The organism is bacterium (assembly GCA_026416715.1).
GTDB lineage: Bacteria > UBP4 > UBA4092 > JAOAEQ01 > JAOAEQ01 > JAOAEQ01.
Genome location: JAOAEQ010000023.1, coordinates 43,411 through 56,678, shown reverse-complemented (window position 1 = coordinate 56,678; position 13,268 = coordinate 43,411). Strand labels below are relative to the sequence as shown.

The window sequence follows — 13,268 nt, the reverse complement described above, 5'->3', positions numbered from 1 at the left end:
CGATTATCGGGAATTGGTGCACGAATAATAGCGGTGCTGGACTGTTGAGTGACGGAGCATATATAAATTATTTCGAGCAGAATAAACTTTCCGGGAATACGCCGGATGAAAGTTTAGGTTCGTCGGTAGAAGGAAGCGGTGTATTAGCGAACGTGATTTTTTAGCTTGTTTTTGAATGAGCGCAAAGTTTACCCCGATATCTATTGGGGTAAACTTTGCGAAAACCGCATCAGAGGTATCTCCGGCTATACAGTTATGCGGTAGTATTTCTTATCCTCTATAGACTACCAGCCTGCATTATTCATTATTCCCCAAAATTTATAGGATTAAAGTCTCTGCTCTTTATTTTCCTCTTGACATCATCCAGATTTTATAATACTATTTATTTTTATGGTAACTAAATATTAAAATAGGTGGTATCGTATGAAAAATCAATATCCAACGTTTATTTATATAACTAAAAAGTTTAATTTTGTTTTAGACGATTTCTCAAAACAATTATTCAACGCGTTAACCGAATCTATCCCTACGTCGGAACCAGAACTACGAAAGTTAATCACTCAAATACTTGAATCGATTCTATTTCCTGCAGAATTATCTACCGCAACTATAAGATATCTCGAACCGAAACTGCAACTTACCAAATCCGGTCCGCTCGGAAAAAATTCCTATGTAAGAACGAACGCGCGACAGGATTATGCTCGCCGATTACCGGAAAAACCTTATCAACCCACCCCTGCTCGGATACAACAGCAAACCCGCATGAAATTAGCAGTTGCCGCATGGCAATCTACTGGTGACTCTATCCGTAACCAATGGAATAAAGCCGCAACCGAATTCCAATTGGCTGGTGTTCATCTCTACCGTGGAGTATATATTTGCTTGCTCATCGATAACCTCCCTATCCCAGACCCATTTATCCCAACGCCGGAGTTGTTGCAATATTACCGCTCCCGATAATCGAGTCCTTTCCTAGTTAAACCTAGTTTTATTGTCCGGTAAGGATGAACGAGCTCGAGCTCGTTCATCCTTACCCGTCCAAGAAACCGTAATGAAAAAACATACACTTTTTTTTGACAGAATGGGTCTAAATTAAGTATAATATTTACTCTGTTTATAAACCACGATTCAATCGGCAGGAATCCGCTGTAGGCGGAGCATTAGCGTTGGCATCCGTTTGAATCGTATTTTTTTGAGGAGAACCTATGGGACGGTTAGGGAAATGGAAACTTATTTTAATTGCTGTGGTGTTAATCGCTTCAGCGTGGTATATTTATCCGACGATTCGTTGGTATTCATTATCCAAAGAGCAGCAATCGAAATTAAGCAAATCGGAATATGAATTCTTAAATAAACGGAAACTGAAACTCGGGCTGGATTTGCAAGGTGGCGTCCATATGTTGCTTAAGGTGGATATGGATAAAGTTAAAGAGATGGAGGTTGCGAAAGAAATTGAACGGCTTAATCTCGATTTCGCTAACGCCCGGCTTGATGCAAAAGCTATCTACGGCGGTGGTACCGTAGCGAACATCATTCAATATACCAATAAAGCAAATGAACCCGCAATTAAAGCTATTCTTGATAAATCTCTGCTCCTAAAAATAGATAGTGCTGCGCCGGTTAAAGAGAATCAAATCGCGCTAACCGTTGATGACCGAATTATCCATGAGAAAACCACGGATATTATGGATCGCGCCCGGAAAGTTATCGAGACCCGGGTTAATCAACTCGGACTATCTGAAACGAACGTTGCATTCCAAGGAACTGACCGTATTGTCGTTCAGCTTCCTGGAGAAGAAGATCCGGTTCGTGCTTCTCAAATTATCCAGAAACAAGCGTTCTTAGAATTTAAAATTGTTGCCGACCCGGAATTAGTTGACCAGATTATTGATTATCAAACGATGCAACTGAAACCCGGTGCCGTAATTCCGGAAGGATATGAACTGAAATATCTCCGTGAAACGAAAGATGGTCAACCGGTAACCGAACCGATTCTGCTCCGGACGAAAGCAGAATTAACCGGAGAACATATTGCGCAAGCGTCAGTAAAATTCAATACGATGAAATTCGGTGCGCCGTATGTCGAGCTGAAACTCGATCGGCAAGGAGCGCTGATTTTCGAACGGGTGACTGCGGCGAATGTAAAAAAACGGTTAGCGATTGTGCTCGACGGCGAAGTGAAAAGTGCGCCAGTAATTCGAGAACGTATCAGTGGCGGAAGTGCGATGATTGAAGGACGATTCACGATGGAAGAAGCGAAAGATTTAGCGATCGTGCTAAAAGCCGGAGCGTTACCAGCGCCGCTATTGGTTGAAGAAAGTCGGGCGATTGGACCGAGCCTTGGACTCGATTCGATTCAGAAAGGAATTTTTTCCGCGATACTTGGCGGATTGCTCGTTGCCGGGTTTATGTTTTTCTACTATCGCGGGTCGGGACTCATTGCGGATATTGCGTTAGTGTTAAATCTCATCATATTAATTGCAGCGTTATCTGCGTTGGATGCGGTGTTAACCGTTCCCGGTATTGCTGGGATTGTATTAACCATTGGTATGGCAGTAGATGCGAACGTGCTGATTTTCGAACGGATTCGAGAAGAGCTACGCGCCGGAAAAACTGTTCGGTCAGCAATCGATGCGGGATACAACCGTGCGTTTAATGCGATTCTCGATTCCAATGTTACTACGATTATTGCGGCAGTAATGTTATTCCAATTCGGAACCGGACCGGTTCGCGGATTTGCGGTTACGTTAAGTATCGGGTTGGTTATCAGTATGTTTACGGCAATTTTAGTTACTCGGGTTATTTTCGATTGGCTAACCTTACGCCGTAGTTTTACGAAACTTAGTATTTAAATGAAGGGCTAATGCAAACCGATTTAAACAGATACAAATCGCATGTTCAGTTTATATCTGCGAATATCCGTTTGCATTGGAATACAGAATGATTCAATTTATAAAACAACCGAATATTGATTTTATCGGAAAACGGTATTATGCGTATGGCATAACCGCATTTTTTGTTCTTATTGGGATCATTTCCTTAAGCGTTTGGGGACTGCGTGGAAATATTGATTTTGAAGGTGGAACTCTAGTCGAAGTCAAATTTAGCCAACCAATTCAAACCGATGCCATTCGAGCTGCCCTAGCCAAAATTCGGCTCGGCGAAAGTACTATCCAAGAAGTAGGATTTACAGGAACGGATTATATTATCCGGGCAGGTACCGCTGAAAAAGCTACTGAACAGACCGCAAATATCATTGTCGAAACATTAACCACGAGTTTTCCCGAGCAGAAAATAGAAGTGCTTCGTCGGGAAACCGTCGGGGCGAGCGTAAGTCGCGATTTCGTTCGGAGCGCATTTCTTGCGGTGCTTTGGGCATCGGGTGGAATGATTGTCTATATGGCGTGGCGGTTCCAATTCAAATATGCAGTTGCTGGGATTTTCGCCATGCTCCATGATGTTATCATCGTTGTTGGTATGCTTTCTCTATTCCATAAAGAAATCTCATTAGTAGTTATTGCAGCGATTCTAACCATTATGGGATATTCGATTAATGATACGATTATCATCTACGACCGGATTCGAGAGAATTTGCGGCTCCATCGCAAACTGTCGTTCGCTGAAATTATCAATTTAAGCACCAATCAGACATTGAGTCGAACTATTTTAACGGTCTTGACCGTATTTATCGTCGTTCTCTGTCTCTTTTTCTTTGGCGGGCAAGTTATTCACGATTTTGCGTTCACGATGATTATTGGCGTTATTTCCGGAACCTTCTCATCAATCTATGTTGCCAGTCCGATAGTTCTTGAATGGGTTAATTGGGAACGAAGACACTTAAAAAGATAAATACCCAATGTCAAAATTCTGAAGTCAAATCAATGCCGCATACCTTAATGTTGAAGCATACATTACTTCAGTGCGCTTCTCATGCGACACTTGGAAGAGGACATATGTAGAGTTTACATGAATAAAACTAACAACTTTTATCAAACTCAATAAAAAACTTTATTTGGTCTAATACAGGAGTTTTAGAATGAATGTAAAAGAATATGCTACGGAACAGATACGTAATATCGTTGTTGTTGGACATAACGGGACAGGTAAAACTTCGCTTACGGAAGCAATGCTGTTCGTTTCTGGTGCGATAACCCGCTTGGGTAAAGTTGATGAAGGAACCACCACGACCGATTTCGACCCGGATGAAATTAAACGGAAAATAACCATTAATGCGACGTTAGCGCCGTGTGATTGGAAAAAAACCAAAATAAATATTATTGATACTCCGGGATATGCGGATTTTATTGGCGAGGTGAAAGGCAGTATGCGGGTCGCGGATACTGCGCTCGTGGTGATCAATGCATCGTCCGGAGTTGAAGTTGAGACGGAAAAAGTTTGGGCGTATGCGGATGAATATGCGATTCCACGAATAGCGTTTATCACGAAAATGGACCGCGAACGCGCAGATTTTTTCAGTGCAATTCATTCGATTAGTGAAACGTTTAAAATGAACACGGTGCCGATCTCTTTGCCAATCGGAAAAGAACAAGGGTTCCGTGGTGTAATAAATTTGCTGAAAATGAAAGCGGAGTTGAACGAGAATGGAAAAATAAAAGAAGCAGAGATTCCCGCTGACCTGATGGTACAAGCGCAAGAATATAAAGAGAAGTTAATCGAAGCAGCAGCGGAAGCTGATGATGAGTTAACTATGAAATATCTTGATGGACAAGCACTAACGCCAGAAGAAATTCAAAAAGGATTGGTTATCGGGATTCGACAACGGAAATTCATTCCAGTCTTATGTGGTGCTGCGGTGCAGACAACGGGCGTCGCTACCCTATTAGATTTTATTGTTGATTATCTTCCTTCACCGGCGGAAATGCCGCCAGTAAAAGGAATTAACCCCGAGAGTAAAAAAGAAGAGGAACGACCTTGCAAATCCGACGCGCCGTTATGTGCGTTTGTCTATAAAACCATCGTTGACCCTTTTGCTGGGCGGTTAAGTTTTATTCGAGTATATTCCGGTATCTTGAAATCAGATTCAATCGTGTATAATGTTAATAAAGGAAAAGATGAGAAAATAGCGAATTTATTCTGGGTTATGGGGAAGCAGCATGCGGTGGTGCATAAAGTGGTTGCCGGTGATATTGCTGCCTGTTCGAAACTTGCCGTAACGACAACTTCGGATACGTTCGCTGACCGGGAACATCCGATAATGTTGCCAGCAACGAAGTTTCCAGACCCGGTAATTATGATGGCCATTGAAGCGAAAACGCAGGGCGATGAAGAGAAAATCAGCAATGCGATTCATCGGTTGACGGAAGAAGACCAGACCTTATCAGTTCGGCGAGATACGGAAACCCGACAGACGATTATTTCTGGCATGGGCGATTTACATTTAAATATTGTTCTAGACCGAATGAAAACAAAGTTTGGCGTTGATGCAGAATTAACTCCGCCAAAAATTGCATATCGAGAAACGATTCGGACTAAAGCAGAAGCGCAAGGGAAATATAAACGGCAATCCGGCGGTCGCGGTCAATATGGCGATGTCTGGCTACGGCTTGAACCGCTCCCACGTGGTAAAGGATACGAGTTCGTGAACGAGATTTTCGGCGGTGTCGTCCCGTCAAAATATATTCCGAGCGTGGAAAAAGGATTGCAAGAAGCTCTCCAGAAAGGTGTTCTTTCTGGTTCTCCGGTAACCGACTTGAGAATTACGCTCTACGATGGTTCTTATCACGAAGTTGATTCTTCGGATATGGCGTTCAAAATTGCAGCGTCAATCGGGTTTAAAAAAGCAATGGAATTAGCTAAACCGGTCATTCTCGAGCCGATTGTCGAAGTTGAAGTGACGGTACCTGAACAATATATGGGGGATATTATAGGCGATATCAATGCGAAACGTGGGCAGATTATGGGTGTAGATTCGAAAAATGGGAAACAGGTGATAAAAGCGTTGGTACCGCTAGCGGAAATGTCACGCTATGCGATTGATTTACGGTCAATTGCTCGGGGTCGTGGCAGTTATACAATGAAATTTTCCCATTATCAGGAAACTCCACCGGAAGTGAGTCAGAAGATTATTGCCGCTCGGAAACCTGAAGCGGCGGAAGAAGAAGAAACATAATCTATCAAAAAGCCGTTAAATGAGTTAAATAGGTTAAATGGTTATATAAGATTGCGATCAATCGGTAGAGGTTTCGGCTTTGTGTCGTCTGGGTTAGCGTTTTGGAGATTCATTTATCACGCTTACAATTTCGATACCCGATACCTTACCAGACCATGAATTTTAACGCTATAGATTTAACTTATTTAACTTATTTAACCTATTTAACCTATTTTGGCTCACCAGCATAACAATCTACATCAGGATCTTAATTCCGATAGCCGAGAGAAGGCGCAGGTTGCTTTATCTTCCGTTTGGGCAGCAGGATTTCTCACAATTCTTAAAATAGTTATCGGGATTATCACCGGCAGTTTAGGTATCATCTCTGAAGCGGCACATTCTGCGCTTGACCTTGGTGCAGCACTGATCACCTATTTTGCGGTTCGCTTCTCCGATAAACCTGCTGACCGTCGACATCTTTATGGCCATCATAAAATCGAAAGTTTCTCCGCATTAATCGAAACCGCACTCTTGCTTATCACCTGCTTCTGGATTATTTCTGAAGCTATCCAGCGGTTGATTAAACCGACGCAGATTGATGTAGGTTGGGTCGCGTTAAGTACGATGCTGGTTTCTTTAGCAATAACAATATCACGGGCGGTAGCATTATCTCGTGCAGCGAAAAAATATGATAGTCAAGCATTGGAAGCAGACGCATTGCATTTCCTAAGTGATATTTGGAGTACGGTGGTAGTTATCGTCGGTCTCATATTCGTTTTTGCTTTCGATTGGCACTGGGCTGACCCAATAGCAGCACTTATCGTTGCTCTCTGGGTGTTGATTGTTAGTGTCCGCCTAGGAAAACGGACGATTGACGTTCTCCTCGATACCGCACCAGGTGAAGCGACGATGTTACAGATAGAAGATGTGATTCGGTCGGTTTCCGGCGTGGAGTCGTTCAGTGATTTGCGAGTTCGGAAAGCTGGCGCACAAACGTTTATCGATATGCGGCTAGCAATTAATCGCACAGTTCCGTTCGAACAGGCGCATACTGTGGTTAATGAAGTTGAACAGAAACTCGCGAAACTCATTCCGAATGCGGATATCGTTATCCACGCTGATCCGCAAGCTACCAGCCAGGAACAAACCATAGATAAAATCCGATTGATTGCGAATTCCCTATCATTGACTATCCATAATGTTCAAATAAGCGAAATCGGACGGAAGTTATCGATTAACCTCCATTTAGAATTAGCGCCAGAAACTAAATTTGAGCATGCCCACGAGTTATCTCATCAGCTTGAAGATAGAATTAAACAGGAGATACCGAATGTTGCACAGGTTACGACACATCTTGAAATCGCAAACCATAATTCTGTCCCGGCAAAAGATGTTACCGGTCAAACCCAACGGTTAGTAGGAAAGATAAAAGCTACTGCAGAAATGATCCCTGGTGTGCTTGATTGCCATGAAGTCAATGTTCAGACTTCTGAAGGGAAGTATAAGGTATCGCTGCATTGTTGCTTGCAACCGGAACTATCCTTACCCGAAGTCCATGATATTTCAACCGCTATCGAACAGAGGATAAAATCTGAGTTCCCTCAAATAGCACAGATTACCGTCCATACCGAACCGGCAGATAGATAATTATGTATCAGATTATTCGAACGCCATAAACTGAAATTCCGGCATTACCATTTTATCATTCTCTTACTGCTTGAGTTCTTTTTCTAAATCTGCGATATGCTGTTTCGCTCGGTCGAGGATAAACGGATTCTGTTTAGCTCCGAATTCAATTGCTTTTTTATATCCTTCAATTGCATCTAACGTTCGGCCAGCTTTCTCGCAGGTTAGCGCTTTATTATAATACGTTTCGCCTAACCGCGGATTGATTTCTAGCGCTTTGTTAAAATCTGCAATTGCGCGGTCATATTCATTCTTTTGCGCATATGCTAACCCGCGATTGTTATACGCATCGGTATATCCCGCATCAAGTGCTATCGCTTCATTGCACATACTAATCGCTTCATCGAACCTACCCTTTTGAATCAATTTAATTGCTTGTTTATTATAGTATTTAGCAGTTTTAGGTTTGCCGAATAGCGTATTCCAAAAACTCATAATGTTCCCTCCTGAAATTAAAAAAGTAAGAATTTAGTGCATCACCTGCTAATAAAAGGTGTTTATAAAAAACGAATTGGAGCTGTTGATTTCAGAATGTAAAATGAAAGACAGAAAAACGGATGAACAAATTAGGAAGGTCTTGTCTCTTAAAAATTCTCGAGTAAGTGGTCGGTTATTTTTCGCACCCATTATACATCCGTCCTTTGCTATTCAACCTACTCCGATAGAATTAGATATATATGGGATGGCGGCCCGACCATCCGAACGTTCAACCTATCCGGTTATTTACCACCAGACACCCTTAACTATTGATAGAATTTGGAAATAATTGCTGATAGGAGTTTACTCTATTATAAAGGTAACAAAATGGAGTGTCAAGCTTTTGTCGGGGCTGAATATAGAGGAAACGCAATGTTTTTATCCATGCGATTTCTCATCCCCACGTTCTATGCGATCGTGCCTAGTTTGGTTTGCGTAGCGCGAATTCTCCTTGTTTTATACCGTGCCGATGAGCCAACCGGTTCTGTGGATGGTTATTTTAATTGAGTTCTTCTTCTTTCCACAGAAACGTTTCATGACAACAAGCGTCACCGCTTCCAATCATTTTATCTTTTAGATATTTTATATTCGGATGATATGATTGGAAATAGGTGAATGCGAACTGACAGAGATGTGGAATCAAATCACCCATTCCTAGATCTTTCATCGCTTCATATATCAGGCACCGACGAACGATAACGTCGAGTTTGGTATCTGTTTCTTCAATAACGTCGAACACCAGATTATGGCTTTCGAAATCTTTATAGATTTTCGCAAACGCTGGGAATTTATCGTCGGGTCCGATTGGCTTGAATCCTTGAAAGAATTCAGTAGCGACTTTAACTAAGACTTTCCCCATAATATCATCTGCAACTTGCTTTCCATACTTTTTCTGCAGACGAGGATATATCTGCGCTACCAGTTTAAACGCATTTTTTAATGCGGTTTTATTCTGCTCCGCTTGGTCAGCATCTGCTGATACGCAGAAGTTCAGTTTGTTCGCCGCTATCGTTGCTGGAATACCGATCATATACGCTGAAACTAATCCTATTTCATCTTTTAATAATTCCACCGCTTCCATAAAATAAATTCGATCCATTTTTATGAAATATCAAGGGCTATTAATCGTTCCTAAAAAAATCGGTTTCCCTTGTATCCATTATGCATCCGTTCTTTACCGAATAACTTAATCCGGGAAAATTAGATATATACGGAATGGCGATTTAACCATCTGAACGTTCAGCCTATCCAGTTATTTACCACCAGACACCCTTAACTATTGACAGAGTTGGAAATAATTGCTAATAGGAGTTTACTCTATTATAAAGGTAACAAAACGGAGTGTCAAGCTTTTATTCGGGTCGGTGACTTAATTGAAAAATCCAAATGCTGATTACGTTTTAGAAGATTTAGAAAAATCACGAAGGCTTTCAAGATTAAACCAAAAAAGAAACGCCAACATATTATGACTACGGTTAGTTGCGTCCTATATGTGACCCTATAAAAACCATTTTTCCTATAATTGTTTTTGTGTTCCTGCGCGTAATTAACATTTGCCGCACAGTATAGTGTTGTTCTGATAGTATCATCCCGAAAGCCTTCGGGGGTAAACATTAATGAGTGTATAACCGCTTATTTTTATCCATCATTTTGATGCACGCCAGATATCACCGAAACTCATCAAACCATTCGTAGGGTCATAGTTATAACTCCCGCCTTGATACCGCCACCAAGTCGGTGCTGGTAACGGAACTAGATTCGGGTTATTTAAATCATTTTCTAATTGATATCTGTCCCGATATGCTGGTATCTGGTGTACTAAATCTGGCGCAATTGACCAAATCGTATATGCACTAGGTTCTTTTTTCGGGTCAGTACTAACTCCGTTCGTATATGCCCAATACCATCCTTCACTACCGCCCATACCACTATACCAAGAACCACGCCATTTAAATTCATCATTAGGTATTTTGGTAATATACGCTATCGGAGTAGTTAATTTAGCCCAACCGATAATGTGCCACCGAGTATTATCATAGATTGGATAAGCGTTATAATCGGTAGCGTAAGCTTCTAATGCGGTTGATAATGTTTGCATTTCTTTTTTGACCCGACTTATTTTCGCTCGGGTTTGCGCTGCTAGATAGTTTGGAATAGCAATAGCAGCTAAAATGGCGATAATTGCAACGACAATAAGCAATTCTATAAGCGTAAATCCTTTATTTGTCTTGTTATACAATATACAATCACCTTCTTTCCTGAAAAAATGAAATATTAACATATTTGTTAATATATCGATAATAAAAAATAGGGGTTGATTTTTCAAATTCAACCCCTATGAATGCTACATAATCTTATTAATCAATAACCGATTCAAACCGCGATAGTTCTACCGGTACAAACCATCCATCGAGATACCAGTAAGTGATAAATTGCGGAGTAGCAGTTGTGCTCGACCAGTTGACCGAGTATACCCGTTTTCGGTCAGCAGTAATCGCTGCGCCACGCGGACCGATACCGGTTCCCGTAGCTTGCGGTGAAACTAAATCCTGCACTAGTACACCTCGTGCACCGGGTTCATCAACGAATACTTTTACCGGTCCTTTAGCATCTCGACCAACAGGAGCGCTAACATATACTGCAGCCGAATACGATTTCAACCCTTTTGGTAACGGAACAACATCGACATCAATCGCTGCACCGTTGGTATCATCTAATCCACGGGCGTTTGAGAAGTAGAACGGTTCAGGGTCTTGTTTATAACTAGTTACATCACTACCGGTCCGTGTAAATTTCCATACTCGACCGAATTGACTCGCAACATATATATCACCATTCTCCGGATTTACGCCTATTCCACGAACTACGCCGGATAGTTCTCCGAAAATATAATATTGGGCTTTCAGATTCCAGCTTGAATCATATACATACAACCGCCGAGCGACTTTATCTGCCATAAACGCATTGCCAAGATTATCGAACTCTAATGCACCGGGACCAGATAGAACTCGGTTATGTTTTGTTCCTGGTCCGAAACGGTTATAAGCAGAATCACCGCCATGCGCTAATATCGTAACGTAAACAGTATCGCCCATATATATATTCTTACTTCCTGCAACTAGAGACGATGCACCGTAGAGATAGTTTCTCGGTAAAATGGTGATTGCATTGGTAACCGGGTCAATCCAACCTGTAATGATACCTACATACGCTGTTGATGTTCCTACCGGTAATGGATGTGCTAAGTTAAGGATACCGCTGGTATCAAGATCCCACCATGAACCAGGAGTAAATGCTTGTCCAGGATGTGACCAGAATAGTACGAGAACGGAATCGCCAGCTACCGTAGTATCAACTGGTACTGTGAGATAAATGGTTGGAGAATCTACGCTGACATTATACCACCCTGTTCCGGTGCTATTATTCGCGTGACCTGTTCTTGCCAACGATGGACTTGAAGTAAAGAAATTCATTCCGTTGGTAGTTTGTGCTAATGTCGGGAATGCAGTATATACACCTTGGACAGAATATATCGGTCCTTTCGGAACATTATATACTCTATCTGATAACGCTGAACCGAGCCAGAGCGAGGTATCAATAGCGATTTTCGTTGGGTCGGTTATCTTATACCAGTCAAACCAATAGTTTCCGGAAGCATTCCCCTGCGGATAGAAGTTTAATCCAAGACCGGAAGCATTTGTCCATACACCGGTGATATCATAATATGGTTTTCCACCTAAAACACTGCTGATGTTAACTTGGTTTAAACTACTCACCGCTACAGCCGTAGTTACTCTTACCGGATTCCAAACCGGAATACTATCACCTTCAACATCCCAACTACGGGTTATCTGAAGAATACCACCCATACTAACAACGCCGGGGAACGGTTTTGCTGGTGTAATGACGCAGGTGGTACAGCTACTACCGGCATAGCTATCTAGGAACGTTGAGGAAACAACAAATGGGAAGTTATCTATTGCACGTCCGACAACATCAATACCGGGTTGTGCAGGGAAATATGTTCCAGTCCAAGCTGCATATGAACCTAACGGACCTACTGGCGAATTCGCGTCATAGACAAGTACACCTCGTCCAGCACCTGGCATCCTTCCCAACCATTGGACAAACACCGGTTTTGTCGTATCAGGTAACGGTGTGGTTAAGTATATTGTTCCATCATACGGTTTTAATTTCCCTTGAGTCCACGTTACCCAAACAGTGGTTGGGAACGAGCTTGCAGGATAGGGAATACCAGTTGTGTCACATAGGAATAGCAATCCACGCGATTGCGAATATCCACGACCTTGAGAAGCGGACCAGAAATTACGGCCAAGACCATTAGCGTTTGTATACACTCCGGTGATAGTATTCACGGCTCCATCAGGTAAAACGATATCTGTAGAATTCAGAGCAATCGCCGCTTCAGTCGACCTAGTTAACGTCGCAAAAAAGTTAGTTCCGATTCCGGATGATTGAGCTGCATTTGCATCCGTATAGACACCACCTACTTGCAGGATGAAATTGGTCGAGCTAATTCCGGGAATAACTATCGTTGTATCATTCGATGGCATAACCCAGATTGACCCAGCTCGAGTATAAGTGCCGCCATCTATTGTAATATAGAATTTTCCATTGTTATATGCTGCACCTGATGCTGCCCAAAGTCCGTAAAATTTATTACCTGCCCCGTCAATTCGGTCACGGATGAATCCACCGACACTAGCAGTACTAAATAGCGGGTCGCTTGGATCTGCTGGAAATACGTAACTTAAATTGCCATAAGTTGCAGCGTAATAATAATTTGCTAACAACCGATTATTCACCGAATCTAATGCGATTCCATATCCAGCACTCAAATATGGACCAGAAGCCGTAACAAACGCATAGGTCGTTGATATATACCAAGCAAACGATATGCTGGTACTAAGAAACATTATTACTACAACGAAAAAGCACAACCGGAACAAATTCATTTTTTTAGCCATAAAATTTT

The 13,268-nt window shown here is 42.0% G+C and carries 8 protein-coding genes and 1 pseudogene; 5 read left to right on the top strand and 4 right to left on the bottom strand.

The genetic code is table 11. The annotated features are described in order from the left end of the window. The first annotated feature begins 423 nt into the window (after positions 1-423). The 5 genes from N3A72_10100 (at position 424) to N3A72_10080 (ending at position 7,756) form a co-directional block, all read left to right on the top strand. Positions 424-960: a hypothetical protein gene (locus N3A72_10100; GenBank protein ID MCX7919933.1), complete on the top strand. Its 537-nt coding sequence runs from the start codon at positions 424-426 to the stop codon at positions 958-960. A gap of 245 nt (positions 961-1,205) precedes the next feature. Next, the gene (gene secD / locus N3A72_10095) at positions 1,206-2,852 is read left to right on the top strand and encodes a protein translocase subunit SecD (protein ID MCX7919932.1); all 1,647 of its coding nucleotides are present in this window, start codon (positions 1,206-1,208) and stop codon (positions 2,850-2,852) included. An 88-nt stretch (positions 2,853-2,940) separates the two neighbouring features. Next, complete coding sequence (secF, locus tag N3A72_10090; protein ID MCX7919931.1) at positions 2,941-3,849, top strand: protein translocase subunit SecF; 909 nt, start codon at positions 2,941-2,943, stop codon at positions 3,847-3,849. Between the two features lie 187 nt (positions 3,850-4,036). Further along, the gene (gene fusA, locus N3A72_10085) at positions 4,037-6,130 is read left to right on the top strand and encodes an elongation factor G (protein ID MCX7919930.1); all 2,094 of its coding nucleotides are present in this window, start codon (positions 4,037-4,039) and stop codon (positions 6,128-6,130) included. Between the two features lie 213 nt (positions 6,131-6,343). Beyond that, positions 6,344-7,756, top strand: coding sequence for a cation-efflux pump (locus tag N3A72_10080; protein ID MCX7919929.1), 1,413 nt, complete (start codon positions 6,344-6,346; stop codon positions 7,754-7,756). A 63-nt stretch (positions 7,757-7,819) separates the two neighbouring features. On the opposite strand, the gene N3A72_10075 is transcribed toward N3A72_10080, so the two are convergent. The 4 genes and pseudogenes from N3A72_10075 to N3A72_10060 form a co-directional block, all read right to left on the bottom strand. Continuing rightward, complete coding sequence (locus N3A72_10075; protein MCX7919928.1) at positions 7,820-8,230, bottom strand: tetratricopeptide repeat protein; 411 nt, start codon at positions 8,228-8,230, stop codon at positions 7,820-7,822. A 541-nt stretch (positions 8,231-8,771) separates the two neighbouring features. Continuing rightward, positions 8,772-9,371: an L-2-amino-thiazoline-4-carboxylic acid hydrolase gene (locus N3A72_10070; GenBank protein MCX7919927.1), complete on the bottom strand. Its 600-nt coding sequence runs from the start codon at positions 9,369-9,371 to the stop codon at positions 8,772-8,774. Positions 9,372-10,415: 1,044 nt separating this feature from the next. Then, positions 10,416-10,553 (bottom strand): annotated as a pseudogene (locus N3A72_10065) (prepilin-type N-terminal cleavage/methylation domain-containing protein). 76 nt (positions 10,554-10,629) lie between these two features. Next, the gene (locus N3A72_10060) at positions 10,630-13,260 is read right to left on the bottom strand and encodes a hypothetical protein (protein MCX7919926.1); all 2,631 of its coding nucleotides are present in this window, start codon (positions 13,258-13,260) and stop codon (positions 10,630-10,632) included. Between the last annotated feature and the right edge of the window lie 8 nt (positions 13,261-13,268).

Excerpts from the sequence above, each read along its gene's own strand:
- fusA (MCX7919930.1), top strand. The coding sequence starts at position 4,037 with ATGAATGTAAAAGAATATGCTACGGAACAGATACGTAATATCGTTGTT.
- secF (MCX7919931.1), top strand. The coding sequence starts at position 2,941 with ATGATTCAATTTATAAAACAACCGAATATTGATTTTATCGGAAAACGG.
- N3A72_10070 (MCX7919927.1), bottom strand. The coding sequence starts at position 9,371 with ATGGATCGAATTTATTTTATGGAAGCGGTGGAATTATTAAAAGATGAA.
- secD (MCX7919932.1), top strand. The coding sequence starts at position 1,206 with ATGGGACGGTTAGGGAAATGGAAACTTATTTTAATTGCTGTGGTGTTA.
- N3A72_10100 (MCX7919933.1), top strand. The coding sequence starts at position 424 with ATGAAAAATCAATATCCAACGTTTATTTATATAACTAAAAAGTTTAAT.
- N3A72_10075 (MCX7919928.1), bottom strand. The coding sequence starts at position 8,230 with ATGAGTTTTTGGAATACGCTATTCGGCAAACCTAAAACTGCTAAATAC.
- N3A72_10060 (MCX7919926.1), bottom strand. The coding sequence starts at position 13,260 with ATGGCTAAAAAAATGAATTTGTTCCGGTTGTGCTTTTTCGTTGTAGTA.